The sequence below is a fragment of the Salmonella sp. 32070601201500089SM genome (assembly GCF_017573605.1).
Lineage (GTDB): Bacteria > Pseudomonadota > Gammaproteobacteria > Enterobacterales > Enterobacteriaceae > Salmonella > Salmonella enterica.
In genome coordinates this window covers 1-16,697 of sequence record NZ_JAGETK010000008.1, presented here as the reverse complement: position 1 = coordinate 16,697, position 16,697 = coordinate 1, and the positions used below count along the sequence as shown (strand labels likewise).

Sequence of the window (16,697 nt, the reverse complement as noted above, 5' to 3'; positions counted from 1 at the left end):
CATAATACACATATTGGAGAGACGATGACAACATACACCACTATAGATGTACTGATCTGCGGCGCTGGCGTTACCGGGCTTACTTTAGCCATCGAACTGGCGCGTCACGGGGTCTCATTTCGCCTGATTGAGAAAAGAACGACGCCTTTTACCGGTTCCCGCGGTAAAGGTATTCAGCCGCGAACGCAAGAAATCTTCGAGGATATTGGGATACTCAATAAAGTGGTCGCCGCCGGCGGGCTCTATCCCCGATTACGAACCTACCGTCATGACGGAAGCTACGTAGATTCAGATATTGCGCATAATACAAAACCGACCCACGCCGAACCCTACCATCTGCCATTGATGGTTCCACAGAACGTGACAGAAACGATTATGCGGGAGCAATTAAAAGCATGGGGACATCGGGTGGAGTTCGGCTGCGAGTTACGACATTTTGCGCAAACCCCACGCACAGTCACCGCGTATGTTGCCGGGCCGGCTGGAGAAGAGGTCATCATCGCGCATTATTTGATAGGTGCGGATGGCGGCGGAAGCTTTGTCAGAAAAAAATTAGGCGTCAGCTTCCCCGGTCGTACGTTGGGAATCCATGCGCTTGTGGCTGACGCTTCACTTTCCGGTCTGAACCGGGATGTATGGCACCATTTTAACGATGGCGATATGACGCGGATGATAACGATTTGCCCTCTCGCCGGCACGCAGCTCTTTCAAATCCAGGCGTTGTTGGCCCCGGACGACTCGCAGAATTTCTCAGCCGACGCGCTCACGGCTTTTCTTACTGAACGAATCGGGCGGACGGATGTTCGCATCCATTCGATTCCCTGGGTATCGAAGTACCAGATGAATGCGCGCATAGCGGAACATTACCGTGTGGGTAAGGTATTTTTAGCCGGTGATGCCGCTCATGTGCATCCGCCGACGGGTGGGCAAGGGTTAAATACCAGCATCCAGGATGCCTATAACCTGGGATGGAAAATGGCAGCCTCGCTGCGGGGCGCAGGAGAAGAACTTCTCGATAGCTATGAACAGGAACGCCGCCCGGTAGCCGAATCACTGCTCCACCTTTCTACCCGATTACTTGACTCTCAAAAACAGGGGGGCATCAAACGAGAACGCAATGTTCAACAACTTGACATCCAGTATACCGACTCCCCCTTAGCCCACACGTTGCTCGAACGTCAGCATGGGTTACAAGCGGGAGAAAGAGCTCCGGATACTCCTCTTTTGGGCGCCGGCGGCCAATCATTACGATTATTTCAGTTACTCCAGGGGCCGGACTGGAATCTGTTGGCCTACGAAACCCACGGTAAGGTTATCGATGCGCGGCGAGGACTGCGTATTCATCACATTGGCGAGCGGGACGAGCTCATCGATACCCTGGGGCACTTCCGGGAGTCCTATCATCTGGCGCCGGGTCAATGCGTGCTGATCCGACCCGATGGCTATGTCGGCGCATTCTTTCACGGCAAACAGAGCAACGATATTGAAAATTATCTCTCTCGTTTTGCCATAGGGATTAAAGATGAATACTAATGTCTATGAGAACACCGACAGCGAAACTATCACCCCGCTCAACAAGCGGCGTATTTTGCCTGTTTTCCTGCTTGTCGGCCTTTACGCCGCCAGTACAGCGGCTGTGATGTCGGTACTGCCTTTTTATATCCGCGAGATGGGCGGTTCGCCGCTTATCATTGGAATCATCATCGCCACTGAAGCTTTTAGCCAATTTTGTGCGGCGCCCCTGATTGGCCACCTTTCCGATCGCGTTGGCCGCAAGCGAATACTGATTGTCACGCTGGCTATTGCGGCGATAAGTTTACTATTACTCGCCAACGCGCAATGTATCCTGTTTATCCTGCTCGCCCGCACGCTTTTTGGCATTAGCGCCGGAAATTTGTCAGCCGCCGCAGCCTATATTGCCGATTGTACGCACGTCAGAAATCGGCGTCAGGCAATCGGTATCCTCACAGGCTGCATTGGTTTAGGCGGTATTGTCGGGGCAGGCGTTTCCGGGTGGTTATCGCGTATCAGTCTGAGCGCGCCGATCTACGCCGCCTTTATACTTGTCCTTGGGTCTGCCCTGGTCGCGATTTGGGGGTTAAAAGACCCTTCCTCAACATCACGTACCACAGATAAAATAGCGGCGTTCTCTGCCCGCGCTATTTTAAAGATGCCTGTCCTTCGCGTCTTAATCATCGTAATGCTTTGTCATTTCTTCGCCTATGGCATGTACTCTTCACAATTACCTGTTTTTCTTTCTGACACCTTCATCTGGAATGGGCTTCCCTTTGGGCCAAAAGCGTTAAGCTATCTGTTAATGGCGGACGGGGTTATTAATATTTTCGTTCAGCTATTTCTGTTAGGTTGGGTGAGCCAATATTTTTCGGAGCGAAAGCTAATTATCCTCATCTTCGCCCTTCTTTGTACTGGATTTCTCACTGCGGGTATCGCCACGACCATACCTGTGCTTGTTTTTGCTATCGTTTGTATTAGCATCGCTGATGCGCTAGCCAAACCCACTTATCTTGCCGCCTTGTCCGTCCATGTATCGCCTGCCCGACAAGGTATCGTCATCGGAACGGCGCAGGCATTAATCGCAATCGCTGATTTTATATCCCCCGTATTGGGCGGATTTGTCCTGGGTTATGCTCTGTATGGCGTCTGGATCGGTATAGCTATCTCTGTCGCCATTATTGGTCTGGTGACGGCAATGATTTACCTTTCAAAAAGTTCAGTGCTAATAGTGAAACCAGAAACAGAATAATGTGACAACGTCACAAACATTATTGTTCCCTTCTTCCGTTATTTATCAAAAGTATTGTACTTATATTGAATGTTTAAGAGGTATTTATGGAAATTATGCTGGCTGGCATTTGCCCTTGTAAAGCGCGGGGAAAGCATGAAAAAAATATATCTCGTTGTTATCGTACTGTTTTTCATTTCTACAAAAGTTTATACACTACTTCATAACAACATCTTCTTTTGTCGAAACAGCCCGGAGTGTGATTTGTCTCATGTTCTCCCCGACTACCGGGAGCAGATTTCAGGCACACCGCTAAAATATACCTTGATTAATACAGCTCCATTAGCACAGGTGGTAGTCAGACACTATGAATTATTATCGCAACACTGGTCGCCAGATGACATGGTAACCCCTGCGCAATGGCGACATAACGTTGATATTTATATCCCTGAAACGGCAAAAGAGCACCATGCTTTGGTGGTTGTAAACAACGGAATTAATTATGATAAAGGCGTACAAATCACTGGTAAACCCGGTGATTTCCCCCAGGAAACACTGGCAAGCATCTCCCGTGATACGAATACCATCGTAATATCAGTGAGTGATATACCTAACCAATATTTAACCTTTCAGGATGATAAAAAACCACTGAAAGAGGACGAAAGCGTTTCCCGAAGCTGGGCATTATTTATGGAAGCTCCGGAGCAACGTAAGTTAATGCCTTTAAATATTCCTATGGTCACTGCCATATCGCAAGCGATGAGATTAGCAAAAAAGGAGTTAACGCAATGGAATATAAATTCCTTTATCATTACAGGTATTTCAAAGCGTGGGTGGACCACCTGGTTGTCAGCTATTGCCGATCCTGATGTTGAAGCAATTGTTCCCTTCGCCATTGATCTACTTGATATTGATGCTTCACTTGAGCATATTTATCAATCATACGGTGGAAATTGGCCCATTACATTCTACCCCTACTACCAGCAAGGCATAGATGAGAAAATAAAATCCCCCGCATTTACCCAGCTAAGGCAAATAATAGATCCGTTAAGATATCTCAACACTATTTACCAACCCCGCCTTGCAATACCTAAATATATTATTAATGCAAGTGGCGATGATTTCTTCGTACCAGACAATACTCGCTTTTATTATAGCAAACTTCCTGGCGTAAAATCATTACGTATAGTGCCTAATATGAACCACTACTCAATTAACCAGTTCGCTGAAGGAAGCCTCGTTCCATTTATTAACCGGTTTCAAAGTAAAAAAACATTACCACAGTTGATCGACCTTATTCACCACCACCTTCTTACGGTCTATTTCTCAGAAGCGCCGGTAAAAGTCGTTCGCTGGACAGCCAACAATCCAAATGCGCGTGATTTTCGTTATGCCTGTGGTATCCGCTATCAGCCGCTTACAATAGATAGTCCCGTCAACAATAAGATCAGTATTACGCTAAATGAACCGAAGACAGGTTGGGAAGCTACCTATATCGAAGCAACTTTTAATGATGGCTATGTCGCCACGAGTCAGGTTTATATTACGCCCGATGAAAAATACCCACAGACAGCGCCACCTTCCGTTAACGCCGCATGTCAAACTTTACCGGGGCGTGGATTAGGGGAAAACGATAGCTCCGATTGAATTTTCAATTAATCAACTGATTTTAAAGAATTTAATCCATCACACTTGCGATGGATAAAAATCCCCTGTGATAAATTTTTGTTATATTGATCACGTTCTAACCACAAGAGAGGTGATTTGAAAATAACCTTAAAATATTGTGGTCAGGCCGCTAGACCACAATAAGAGGATTAATCATGAAAAGAAAAACAATGGGATGGCTTATCGTTTTTCTTCTATTTATAGTTTACATGCTCAACTATATGGATCGTTCAGCATTGTCGATAACTGCCCCCTTGATCGAAAAGGAGTTAGGATTTAACGCCGCGGAGATGGGGATGATCTTCAGCGCGTTTTTTATCGGATACGCCCTGTTTAATTTTATTGGTGGCTGGGCCAGCGATAAAGTTGGGCCAAAAACGGTTTTTCTCATCGCAGCGTTACTATGGTCTGTATTTTGTGGCTTAACTGGTTTAGTCACCGGATTGTGGACAATGCTTATCGTGCGCGTTCTTTTCGGTATGGCTGAAGGGCCGGTCAGCGCTGCCGGAAATAAAATCATCAATAACTGGATTTCCCGAAAGGAGTCTGCCACGGCGATCGGAATTTTTAGCGCCGGTTCCCCGCTCGGCGGCGCGGTGTCCGGGCCGATAGTGGGCCTGCTGGCGTTATCCTTAGGCTGGCGCCCCGCATTTGGCATTATTTTCTTATTTGGCCTGGTCTGGGTACTACTGTGGTACTTTATCGTTAGCGATAAGCCAACAATGAGTAAACGCCTGGCGCCGGAAGAACGCATTGATTTTGAAAATCATGAGGACGTTATTTTATCTGATGATGGCCGGGCTACGCCTTCACTCGGCTATTACATGAAACAACCAATGGTATGGGCGACAACTCTGGCTTTTTTCAGCTACAACTATATTCTTTTTTTCTTCCTGACCTGGTTCCCAAGTTACCTGAACCATTCGTTACATCTCGATATTAAAGAAATTAGTATCGCCACGGTAATTCCCTGGGTCATCGGCGCCATTGGTATGGTACTCGGCGGCGTCTGTTCCGATGTAATTTATCGGATTACCGGTAATGCTCTGCTCTCACGTCGACTTATTCTGGGCGTATGTCTGGCAGGCGCAGCGGTATGTGTTGCCGTTTCCGGTACTGTTAGCACTATTGGTAGCGCAATTACGCTCATGTCAGTTTCACTCTTCCTGCTCTATTTAACGGGCCCAATTTATTGGGCGGTTATTCAGGATGTTGTTCATAAAGATAAGGTAGGGAGCGTCGGCGGAGCCATGCATGGCCTGGCTAATATATCCGGCATTATCGGTCCGCTTGTCACCGGTTTTATCGTTCAATTTAGCGGTAAATATGACTATGCGTTCTATCTGGCTGGTGCTATCGCTATCGTTTCAAGCCTGTTGGTCTTCGTGTTTGTAAAAAGTAAAGGATTCAAAGCCAATGAAAGTCAAAGCTGTGTTCATTAATAAGCCTGGTGAAGTTGAAACCCGCTGGGTGGATTATCCCCATAAGAAAGAAAATGAAGTATTAATTAAGGTTGATGCTGCAGGCATTTGCGGATCGGATATCGGGGCTTTTCGTGGAACGAACCCACTGGTTACTTACCCAAGAATTATTGGGCATGAAGTGACCGGAATTGTTCTTCAGGAAGGCGCCGGAATGCCGGACAATATTAAAGAAGGTGACCGCGTAATTGTTGACCCCTATATTTATTGTGGTCACTGCTACCCTTGCTCTGTCGGCAGAACTAATTGTTGTGAAAATTTAAACGTCATTGGCGTGCATGTCGATGGCGCAATGCAGGAGGTGGTTACTCATCCCGCACATTTAATTCATAAAATACCAGATAATGTGCCTTCTGAAATGGCGCCGCTGGCAGAACCGCTGACCATCGCTCTGCACGCGCTGCATCGGGCAAACGTTAAGGCCGGGGAATATGTTGCCATCATCGGCGCGGGGGCCATTGGTCTTATGGCGGCATTAAGCGCGCGTCATTACAAGGCAACGCCTATTCTGATCGATATTGTGGAAGAAAGGCTACGCTATGCGCAAAAGCTTGGCGTTCCTTATGTGCTGAACGCCGCTGACGATCAGGTTATCGACGCTATTAAAAATATCACCCACGGCACCATGGCGCAGGTCGTGATAGAAGCTTCCGGCGCAAATAGCGCTATTCGAAATACGCTTGATTTAGCATCGTTTGCTGGTCGTATTTCGTTTACCGGATGGCCAAAACAGGAAACGTCGCTGCCGACGAACCTGATCACCTATAAAGAACTGGATTTACGCGGTTCCCGCACCAGTGCCGGTGAATTTGATGAGGCATTACGTATGCTGTCTACGCTGGAGATTAATCCGCAAGATGTCGTCAGTAAGGTCGTCAATCTTGATGAGATCCCTGATGCAGTTAAAGAACTTGATCGCTATCCGGAGCGCTACTTAAAGATTAATGCTGTTTTCCATTGATTTACGGCAAGCTCCACCGCATGGCATGACCGCCATGCGGTGTTATTCATCGACAAAATTAGCCGCCGACAATCTTTCTCACATAGCGTAAATGTTCCAGCGATCCCTCATAGGCGCTGTCAGCATCAGACTGTCGCATCGCATCCACTATCGCTTTATGTTGTTTGTTGAGATTAAGTAAAACATTTCTGTCTCCAGACTGCTCGTCGAGCCCAGCATAAGGGATATTAATCCGTTGTTCCCATAACATACGGGACATATCGAACAACACCCGGTTACGGCTGGCCTCAGAGATCGCAAGGTGAAACTCTTTATCCAGCGAGTAAAAGCCGTGGACGTTATTATCGTTAATGGCTTGATCCATACGATGATAAATCGCCTCTATTTGGTTGATGACGTCAACGTTATCGTTTTGTGCGGCTAAGCGCGCACAATGGCTATCGACCAGCTCGCGAGTAGAGAGAATTTCTTCGATGGTATAGTCGCTGGCAAGGTGTTTTTTATCTGAAACGATAACCCCATTACCGGACTGAATCACGATCCATCCCGAGATCTCCAGTACAATAAGGGCTTCTCGCAAGGAGGCGCGGCTCACGCCAAGCTGTTTTGCCAGTTCGCGTTCTGGCGGTAAAAAAGTTCCCGGTGGAAAAATATTATCATTGATCAGCTTAATGATGAGGTTGGCTATCTTCTGATAGAGCCTCTCCTGCCTGACCTCAGGTATAACCATGCGCCCTCCAATCCATATCCAGGGGATTTTGAATGGATTTAGCATACCATCCTGGCGCTGGTGATCGTGATAATTAATTACCGTGCATGATAAAGAGAAGCAACCGCCGGTAGTCTCTATTACCTTCGCCGAGCCTACCGGGGAAACTAAACCGAGACGAGCGATTTATCCTTTGACGTTGATTTTCTCGAACACGGGCGCTGTCGCGTTCTTAAACTGAGAAAGAGACCAGGTTTTATAGTTGATATCATTGTAGCCGCGCACCATCATCTCACCGTGCGTTAAGTCAGACAGCGTTGTCCAGACCGTATATTCTGAGACCGGTTTGCGGGTGGCGTTACCTTCCCCTTCACTCCCCATATAATCAACCGTAATATTTTTCGGACGATCGAAACGGCTCATAATATGTGCAAGCGTATTCATTGCGTCGTGGGCGGATGTCGCTTGCGGCGCATATGTGGTGTAATAAACGCCGCGTATAAAACGGGAAACCGACGTATCGGACGATGGCAAGTCTGCAATAGCAATCCCGCTATCAGGCTGCATCACTTTTATCCCGCCCAATGTGCCTGAAGAGCGGTCCACATTGGTTAATTGCGTATAATTATTCAGATTTGTCAGATGCCAGGGGAATGCGGGACCATTTGTCATCACGCGAGTGGGATTGTCATAGACATGGAATTTGCCATTTTCCACTTCAACGACAATGCTTCCTCCTTTCTTGTCGTAAAACGCGTAATGAAATGGCGATTTCAGATCGCCAAACCGATGCAGTTCCGGTGACCAGAATTTGCCCTCTTTTATTGCCTGTTTTACCTCGCCGACAGTAGCAAAACGGGCCAGCGCCCATTCTCCCAACGAGGTGACAGGAATTGCCTGTTTATATTCACTCGCGGGCAATGGCGGCAACTGCGCATTCATGATCATGTTTTCACTAAATGACAATCCCGCGCTATTCATGCCTTCAAGTATGTCTCTGCTATCGCCATCAGTAATGGTGGAAGTAATGGCCAGTATCGGATACTTCGCCTGATAGCTTATCCCCTGGCTGCCATCCGGCGTTTTTTTATCAAACTGTGTTCCCGCCGGGTAATACGTTAACCATGAGGGTAAATCCTGCATATATTCCAGCGTACGCCCATGAAAAATATCGCCTTGTTTATCCTGAATAGCAAGGGTTGTGCAGGCCTGTGCAGCCATGGCGTATGAAAACAGCGCCGGAGCGATAAATAAAATTGCTTTACTTTTTTTCATCATGCTCTCCTTGTTTGTAAAATGGATTGGATGAATATATTAAATTAAACCTATCAATGGTTATGCAGCACGTAATTAATTGTGATCTTATTTTACAAGCTAATAAATTTAACTGACGGGTTTAAAGGAGAGTTAAACAGAGCGAACTAACATGAAACGCGTTATCCGTGTGACCATTTAAAAAAATCCCATCATGTTATAAATAAAAAACACGGTTTCTTATCAACATTAAGAGATATCTTCACAACGCTATATTTACTCCACATCACCAATAACATTAAATTAATTTATGTTTTTGAGTAATGTGAGTAGCACACATGTAATCAGTTGTTACGAATTAGAAACATAATTGCTACTAAAACACGTTGAGAAAGACAAGAAATGCAACATATGATGCCCACACTAACTATAGTGGTTTGGGATAAACGTTATGCAAACACAAGATACATTTTATCAAGTTATGCGTAGACACGGCGTGACAAGGCGTAGCTTCCTCAAGTTTTGCAGCCTTACCGCAACGTCTTTAGGCCTGAGCAGTTCGATGATTCCTCAGATAGCTTATGCCCTGGAGAATAAACCGCGTACGCCAGTGATATGGCTGCATGGTCTTGAATGTACCTGCTGTACCGAATCTTTCATTCGCTCTGCGCACCCGTTGGCAAAAGATGCCATTTTGTCGCTCATTTCCCTGGATTATGACGACACCATTATGGCCGCCGCAGGGCAACAAGCTGAGCAGGCGTTGGCGGATGTGATGCGTGAGTACAAAGGAAATTATATCGTTGCCGTGGAAGGTAACGCGCCGCTGAATGAAGATGGGATGTTTTGCATACTGGCTGGCGAGCCGTTCCTGGAGAAGTTAAAACGCGTCAGCGCGGATGCTAAAGCGATTATCGCCTGGGGGTCCTGCGCATCATGGGGCTGCGTGCAGGCAGCCCGTCCCAACCCAACTAAAGCCACGCCGGTTCACAAATTAATTACCGATAAACCCATTATTAAAGTGCCAGGCTGCCCGCCTATACCTGAAGTGATGTCCGCCGTTATCACCTATATGCTGGCATTTGATCGCATCCCTCCCCTTGATCGTCTTGGACGACCAAAAATGTTTTATGGCCAGCGAATTCATGACAAATGTTACCGACGCGCGCATTTCGATGCCGGTCAGTTTGTGGAAGCGTGGGATGACGAAGGCGCCAGAAAAGGGTATTGCCTGTACAAGATGGGCTGTAAAGGCCCGACCACCTATAACGCCTGTTCAACCGTTCGCTGGAATGATGGCGTGTCTTTTCCTATCCAGTCGGGTCATGGATGCCTCGGATGTTCGGAAGATGGATTCTGGGATTACGGTTCTTTTTACAACCGGGCAACGGGCATTCCGCAAACCGGCATTGAAGCTACCGCCGATAAAATCGGACTGGGCGTTGCCGGCGTCGCGGGCGCTGCCGCCATCGCTCACGCCACGGTGAGCGCCATAAAACACGCCCGCAATAAAAACAACACGTCATCAGAAAACGCTCCGGAAGAGAAAAAATAATTATGGCATATCCTTATCAGACTCAGGGTTTTACGCTGGACAATAGCGGACGGCGAATTGTGGTCGATCCGGTTACTCGCATCGAAGGGCATATGCGTTGCGAAGTGAATATCGACAGTAATAATGTCATTACTAACGCCGTGTCGACCGGCACCATGTGGCGCGGCCTGGAGGTTATCCTGAAAGGTCGCGATCCGCGAGACGCCTGGGCATTTGTTGAACGCATTTGCGGCGTCTGCACCGGTACACACGCTCTGACCTCAATCCGTGCCGTAGAAAATGCGCTGGGAATCGCGATTCCGGACAACGCAAACTGTATCCGTAATATGATGCAGGCTACGCTACACGTTCACGATCACCTGGTGCATTTTTATCATCTGCACGCGCTGGACTGGGTTGATGTGGTTGCCGCCCTGAAAGCCGACCCGCATCAGACCTCCGCCATCGCGCAAAGCCTTTCCGCATGGCCGCTATCCTCGCCGGGATATTTCCGCGATTTGCAAAATCGACTGAAGCGGTTTATCGAGTCCGGTCAACTTGGCCCTTTCCGTAATGGCTACTGGGGACATCCGGCGATGAAACTTCCGCCGGAAGCCAATTTGCTGGCGGTCGCCCACTATCTTGAAGCGCTCGATTTTCAAAAAGAGATCGTAAAAATTCACACCGTTTTCGGTGGTAAAAACCCGCATCCTAACTGGCTGGTGGGCGGCGTTCCTTGCGCCATCAACCTTGACGAAACGGGCGCGGTCGGCGCAGTGAATATGGAACGCCTGAACCTTGTCAGTTCCATCATCCAAAAAGCTCGCCAGTTCTGCGAACAGGTTTATCTTCCGGACGTCTTGCTGATTGCCAGTTATTACAAAGACTGGGCAAAAATCGGCGGCGGGTTATCGAGCATGAACCTGCTGGCTTATGGCGAGTTTCCGGATAACCCTAACGATTATTCCGCCAGTAATCTTCTGCTTCCGCGTGGGGCTATCATTAACGGTCGTTTCGACGAAATTCATCCTGTCGATTTAACCGCCCCCGATGAGATTCAGGAGTTTGTCACTCACTCCTGGTATACCTATGGTAACGGCAATAACGATAAGGGCCTGCATCCGTGGGATGGTCTGACCGAACCGCAACTGGTCATGGGCGAACACTATAAAGGCACAAAAACCTTTATCGAACAGGTGGATGAGTCCGCTAAATATTCATGGATTAAATCGCCGCGCTGGAAGGGACATGCGATGGAGGTAGGTCCGCTGGCGCGTTATCTGATTGGATATCATCAAAATAAACCGGAATTTAAAGAACCCGTGGATCAACTGCTTAGCGTATTAAAGCTGCCTAAAGAAGCGCTCTTTTCTACATTAGGACGTACTGCCGCGCGTGCGCTGGAATCCGTATGGGCAGGCAATACGCTGCAATATTTCTTCGATCGTCTGATGCGTAACCTCAAGTCCGGCGATACGGCGACGGCAAACGTCACGCTCTGGGAACCCGATACCTGGCCTACATCGGCAAAAGGCGTTGGTTTCAGCGAGGCGCCGCGCGGCGCGCTGGGCCACTGGATAAAAATTGAAAATCAGAAAATCGACAGCTATCAGTGTGTGGTACCGACAACCTGGAATGCCGGGCCGCGTGACGATAAAGGTCAAATTGGCGCGTACGAAGCGGCGTTAATGGGGACTAAACTCGCCGTTCCCGATCAACCATTGGAGATTTTACGTACTCTGCACAGCTTCGATCCCTGCCTGGCCTGCTCCACCCATGTTATTGATAATCATGGAGGGGAGCTGGTCAGGGTTCAGGTACGATGACGACGATTCGGAGGTCTCAATGCATCTCAAAGAAATAACCAGCCAGGGGTACTATATCTATGAAGCGCCGGTCCGTTTATGGCACTGGATCACGGCGTTATCCATTGTCGTCCTGGCTGTTACAGGATATTTCATTGGCCGCCCCCTGCCATCGATTCAAGGTGAAGCGACCTTTATGTTTTGGATGGGCTGGATACGACTGATCCATTTTACCACGGCGTATATTTTTACTGTCGCGCTGCTGTTTCGTATTTACTGGGCATGTGTCGGCAATGAGTACGCCAGGGAGATGTTTCTGGTTCCGTTCTGGCGCCGCGCCTGGCGCAAAGGCGTTATCAGCGAAATCCGCTGGTATTTTTTCCTCGAAAAAGAGGCCCATCGTTACTATGGACATAATCCGGTAGCGGGACTGGCGGTAATGTTCTATTTCTGGATGTCCGTACTGATGGTGTGTAGCGGCTTTGCGCTCTATGGCGAAGGACTTGGAACAGACAGTTGGGCGTATCAATGGTTTGGCTGGATGATTCGCCTGACTGGCAACGATAGCCTCGCGCTGCATTTCTGGCACCGGCTGGGCATGTGGTTCATTATCGCCTTCGTCATTGCGCATGTTTATACCGCTATCCGCGAAGACATTATGAGCCGACAAAGCGTGATTTCCGTCATGATAAGCGGCTGGCGCTGGTTCAGGTGATAACAATGGCAGAAGTAACAATCTTAGGGCTTGGCAACCTGCTTTGGGCAGATGAAGGGTTCGGCGTCAGAGCGGCGGAAAAGCTGTTTGAACAGTATGCCGATAACGAGAAAGTTGACGTTGTTGATGGCGGTACGCAGGGGCTGGCGCTGCTGCCCTGGCTGCAACAGACCGAAAAACTGTTAATCATGGATGCTATCGATTTTGGTATGGCGCCAGGTTCGCTGGCGATGTTTCGTGATGAACAGGTTCCCGCCTATCTGACGGCGAAAAAACTCAGTTTACATCAGACCAGTTTTTCTGAAGTGCTGGCATTGCTGCAATTAACCGGCGGCCAGTTATCGGAGATAGTGCTGATTGGCGTGCAGCCGGAATGTCTGGATGACTATGGCGGGAGTCTTACGCCGCAGGTAAAGGCGCAACTGATGCCTGCGGTCTATCTCGCGCAGGAAGTGCTGGCGCAATGGGGTATCACCGCCTCTTCAGCGGCCTTGCCCACTGAAAGACTCAATCATTACAGCCTGTGTATGGAACGCTACGAAGATGAACGCCCAGATGCGCAAAGCGCTTGCCGGGTCGGCGATATTCGGGTGCTACAGAGAGAGAAATCATAATGTGTATCGGCGTTCCTGTGCAGGTTATTTCACCCGGTCAGTGGTTCGCCAAATGCCGCGACCGACACGGCGAGCTTATCGACGTTGATATTCGGCTTGTGGCTCCCCCCTTAGCAGGCGCATGGCTGCTGACATTTGGCGGCGCAGCACGACGAGAAATGGACGAAGCGGAAGCCGCTGAGGTACTGGCGGCGCTGGACTCACTGGAACAGGCCATGCTCACGCAAAGCGATCCGCTGACCGGTTTTGCCGATTTATTGTCTCGCACGCCTGAATTACCGGAGCATTTAAAAAAATGACTATCTCACCCCAAAATCCTGTTTGTCCACTGGCGGATAAAGGCTTTCTGGTTACCGATGCGCAAACGCTCCCGTCGTTGATTAATGCGCATCCGACTGTGCTGGTTTTGCTGCAAAGCGACCCCAACAAACATCCGGAAGTCGCCGACAGTTGGGTCATCATCCCGGAGATCCTCAAGCAATTTCCGGCGACGTCTTATACCGCGGCATTTGCGGATAGCGAACAGAGTGAACTGATCGCCCGGGAGTATCGCATTCTGAAATATCCGGCGCTGCTTTTCTTTCGCCAGCACCGTTTTGTCGGCAGTCTGGCGGGATTATATAGCTGGCAAGAATACTCTCAGCGGGTGGCCGCATTGCTGACCACACCGGGCTATCGTCAGGATATTCCCGTTATCACGCAATAGAATGAAAGGTAACACACGTGAATTATTCCAGAACTATTCCAGTCGTTAATATTGCCGGACCAGGCTCGCAGCCAGAAGAGGAAGACTTTAACTTTCTTCCTATCCCCGCCGGCATTAATCTCCCGCTGACGCCGGTTTTACCGGAACAGGCGCTGCCCGCTGAGCTCCGTGTTGCCAGACACATCCTGACTACGCTTATTCGCGATATGGATAACCCAGTGGCAACGCTCCCCTTTCCCCTGAGCTATAAGCTGAATGCCACTGAGCAACAGAATAGCGGTTTATTGGATCAACTGCTCGGCGAAGGTGAAATCTCCGCCCGGGTACTATTATCCGATGGAAAAGAACAGCGTATTCAGGAGACGGTTTTTACGGGCGTCTGGCGTGTGCGTGAATATAACGCTGACCAGCAACGGGTTGCCGATGAAATTATCATTGGCCCGATCCCGGAGAGCATCTGGCAGACGCATCCGCAGCCGCCGATTACGCCAGAATTGCCGCCACAACCGGCGGGATTGATGAATGGCGCCTTTATCGCGCATGAAATAGCCGAGCGCGTAAAACAGCCGGTAAAAGAGCCGCATATCATTAACTTAACGCTATTGCCAGTAAACGATGCCGATCGCGAGTATCTGGATCATTTTTTAGGCGAAGGGTGTAGCGCTATTTTTTCACGCGGATATGGTAAATGCCGGATTGTAAGCACGCATTTTCCCGGCGTATGGCGGGTCAATTATTTCAATGATATGAACACATTACTGCAAGATATGATTGAGATAGCGGACATTCCTGATATCGCCGTTGCAGGCATCGACGATATCGAAGATGCCTACGCGGGGCTAAAAAATACGTTGGAATGGTTGAAAGAATACCCAGTCACAGAAAATGAGCCAGTGGTGCGCATGGAGTGCAAAGTATGTTGGTGGGTTTACGACCCTGCGCTGGGCGATGATGTATGGCAAATTCCACCCGGCGTGCCCTTCAGCCAGTTACCTGATTACTGGTGCTGTCCGGTTTGCGAAACCAGTAAGTCCGGGTTTATGGTGATCGATGAAGGTAATAATTCGTGCAAAGATTGACCGTCTATTCTCACCCGCTACGGATTACTTGGCAGGAGGCGCCGATCGGTCGTTTGTTACAGGGCGCAACGCCGGTATACGCAAAAACGCTTATTTCACGTTTGTTTACGTTGTGCGCTCAGGCGCACAGCGCGGCGGCGGCTTTACTGTTGTTTCCTGAAGAGAAGCCAGATATGCAGGCCGCACAACAAGAGCTGGCGCGAGAAACGCTCCGTCGCGCGTTGACCGACTGGCTCCCCCTGTTTAGCCACCGACAGGCAACCACTGAAGAATGGGCGTTGTTACGTCGCGGAGAGTTATCCCCGCTGGCAAGCACAATCTTTTTTGACGATGATCCTCAGACCTGGCTTGCCGCTGGCGTAAAGGGCTGGGAAGCCTGGTTTTTGCAAGAGCGTTCTGAAACCGCCCGCTGGCTGGCGGCAGTACAGAATATCATTACACCTACACTACCGATGGCGTCGTCCCCGGACCATACGTTAATAACCCATGGTCCCCTGGATGTCTCGCCTCTGGCTATCGAATATCCGCTACTGTCAGCCTGTTGTCTTAGCGGAAAAACGACTGCGCTACGTCTGCTGGCCCGCTGCATTACGCTCGCCCGAAGTTTGAACGCCCTTCCTACCCTGCGCTGGAATCGTTTTGATGATGGCGAATGGAAAATAGCGGTAGTGGAAACCGCGCGAGGATGGTTAGTTCATCAGGCCAGACTGACGACGTCAGGCAATATTCTTGATTACCGTATTATCTCGCCTACCACACGTCACGCCCAATCTGACGGCGTCATTGCTCGCGAACTGGCCACTATTCCACTCTCATTGTGGTCGCAACAGTTACAGGTAATTGATCCTTGTGTCGCCGTAAATATTGTTGAATGAAGGAGCTGGCCCATGCATGAATTAGCCCTGGCGCAAAATATTATCGAATTGCTGGAGGAACAGGCAGTAAATCACCAGTTCAGCAAGGTAAAGCAAGTCTGGCTGGAGATTGGCGTTATGGCCTGTGTTGAGGTGCCGGCGCTGCATTTTGGCCTGGACGTCGCCGCTCGTCATACCCTTGCTGACAATGCGAGTTTCCACATTACTATCGCACCGGCGCAAGGTTGGTGTCTGTCCTGTAATCAACCCTTCACCTCTCAAACATCCACACTCTGTTGTCCCTTTTGTCATTCAGGCAAAGTGCAGATAGATGACAGTAGCAGAATGCGCATTCGCGAGATCGAAGTCGAATAGTCAATAAAAAAGGACGCCAGAAGCGTCCTGAAATAATAAAAGAATAAACTGACAATAATAAAGGTTAAGCAGTGTGAGTTGCCACGGATAATCTAGACACTTTCGAGTCGTCGGTAATATCGGTTTTCATATTCTGTCGGTGGCATCTTATCGCTCGAACCATGCCGACGCTTACTGTTATAAAACATTTCGATGTAAT

At 48.9% G+C, this 16,697-nt stretch carries 16 protein-coding genes; 14 read left to right on the top strand and 2 right to left on the bottom strand.

Translation table 11 applies throughout. The features are described from left to right. Window positions 1-24: 24 nt before the first annotated feature. From J4728_RS13995 to J4728_RS13975, 5 genes are all read left to right on the top strand, one after another. Window positions 25-1,533, top strand: coding sequence for an FAD-dependent oxidoreductase (locus tag J4728_RS13995; RefSeq protein ID WP_208211914.1), 1,509 nt, complete (start codon window positions 25-27; stop codon window positions 1,531-1,533). Further along, on the top strand, window positions 1,523-2,764 hold the full coding sequence (locus J4728_RS13990; protein WP_094889256.1) for an MFS transporter: 1,242 nt from the start codon (window positions 1,523-1,525) through the stop codon (window positions 2,762-2,764). Before J4728_RS13995 ends, J4728_RS13990 begins: the two co-directional genes overlap by 11 nt. A gap of 69 nt (window positions 2,765-2,833) precedes the next feature. Beyond that, a complete protein-coding gene (locus tag J4728_RS13985) occupies window positions 2,834-4,390 on the top strand; it encodes a PhoPQ-activated pathogenicity-related family protein (RefSeq protein ID WP_000476912.1) in 1,557 nt (518 codons plus the stop codon). Between the two features lie 176 nt (window positions 4,391-4,566). After that, window positions 4,567-5,853, top strand: coding sequence for an MFS transporter (locus J4728_RS13980; RefSeq protein WP_000824240.1), 1,287 nt, complete (start codon window positions 4,567-4,569; stop codon window positions 5,851-5,853). Then, on the top strand, window positions 5,828-6,853 hold the full coding sequence (locus tag J4728_RS13975; RefSeq protein ID WP_000864924.1) for a zinc-binding alcohol dehydrogenase family protein: 1,026 nt from the start codon (window positions 5,828-5,830) through the stop codon (window positions 6,851-6,853). The genes J4728_RS13980 and J4728_RS13975 overlap by 26 nt, the downstream gene beginning before the upstream one ends. Before the next feature lie 58 nt (window positions 6,854-6,911). Here J4728_RS13975 and J4728_RS13970 read toward each other — a convergent pair whose 3' ends face one another. Both J4728_RS13970 and J4728_RS13965 read right to left on the bottom strand, forming a co-directional pair. Continuing rightward, window positions 6,912-7,703, bottom strand: coding sequence for a FadR/GntR family transcriptional regulator (locus tag J4728_RS13970; protein WP_001518759.1), 792 nt, complete (start codon window positions 7,701-7,703; stop codon window positions 6,912-6,914). A gap of 45 nt (window positions 7,704-7,748) precedes the next feature. Continuing rightward, window positions 7,749-8,840, bottom strand: a complete 1,092-nt coding sequence (locus tag J4728_RS13965; RefSeq protein WP_000976494.1) for a choloylglycine hydrolase family protein — start codon at window positions 8,838-8,840, stop codon at window positions 7,749-7,751. A gap of 427 nt (window positions 8,841-9,267) precedes the next feature. Here J4728_RS13965 and J4728_RS13960 point away from each other — a divergent pair, with 427 nt between their 5' ends. From J4728_RS13960 to hypA, 9 genes are read left to right on the top strand one after another with little or no spacing between them, the layout of a single operon-like run. Next, complete coding sequence (locus tag J4728_RS13960) at window positions 9,268-10,371, top strand: hydrogenase small subunit (RefSeq protein ID WP_208211912.1); 1,104 nt, start codon at window positions 9,268-9,270, stop codon at window positions 10,369-10,371. Window positions 10,372-10,373: 2 nt separating this feature from the next. Next, entirely contained in the window at window positions 10,374-12,176 is a 1,803-nt protein-coding gene (locus J4728_RS13955; RefSeq protein ID WP_000331200.1) for a nickel-dependent hydrogenase large subunit, read from the top strand. Beyond that, window positions 12,127-12,870 (top strand): Ni/Fe-hydrogenase, b-type cytochrome subunit, encoded by a 744-nt coding sequence (gene cybH / locus J4728_RS13950; protein ID WP_000924456.1) that lies wholly within the window; start codon window positions 12,127-12,129, stop codon window positions 12,868-12,870. Before J4728_RS13955 ends, cybH begins: the two co-directional genes overlap by 50 nt. A gap of 5 nt (window positions 12,871-12,875) precedes the next feature. Beyond that, window positions 12,876-13,484, top strand: coding sequence for a HyaD/HybD family hydrogenase maturation endopeptidase (hybD, locus tag J4728_RS13945; protein WP_000852664.1), 609 nt, complete (start codon window positions 12,876-12,878; stop codon window positions 13,482-13,484). Beyond that, a complete protein-coding gene (gene hypC / locus J4728_RS13940) occupies window positions 13,484-13,783 on the top strand; it encodes a HypC/HybG/HupF family hydrogenase formation chaperone (protein WP_000334904.1) in 300 nt (99 codons plus the stop codon). Before hybD ends, hypC begins: the two co-directional genes overlap by 1 nt. Then, entirely contained in the window at window positions 13,780-14,190 is a 411-nt protein-coding gene (locus tag J4728_RS13935; RefSeq protein WP_000155985.1) for a hydrogenase, read from the top strand. Before hypC ends, J4728_RS13935 begins: the two co-directional genes overlap by 4 nt. A 17-nt stretch (window positions 14,191-14,207) precedes the next feature. Next, a complete protein-coding gene (locus tag J4728_RS13930; RefSeq protein ID WP_208211910.1) occupies window positions 14,208-15,269 on the top strand; it encodes a hydrogenase expression/formation C-terminal domain-containing protein in 1,062 nt (353 codons plus the stop codon). Next, window positions 15,257-16,144 carry an ATP/GTP-binding protein gene (locus tag J4728_RS13925; protein ID WP_208211909.1) on the top strand — a complete coding sequence of 296 codons (888 nt, stop codon included), beginning with the start codon at window positions 15,257-15,259 and terminating at the stop codon, window positions 16,142-16,144. The genes J4728_RS13930 and J4728_RS13925 overlap by 13 nt, the downstream gene beginning before the upstream one ends. 12 nt (window positions 16,145-16,156) lie before the next feature. Continuing rightward, window positions 16,157-16,498 (top strand): hydrogenase maturation nickel metallochaperone HypA, encoded by a 342-nt coding sequence (hypA, locus tag J4728_RS13920; protein ID WP_000544776.1) that lies wholly within the window; start codon window positions 16,157-16,159, stop codon window positions 16,496-16,498. Window positions 16,499-16,697: the final 199 nt, after the last annotated feature.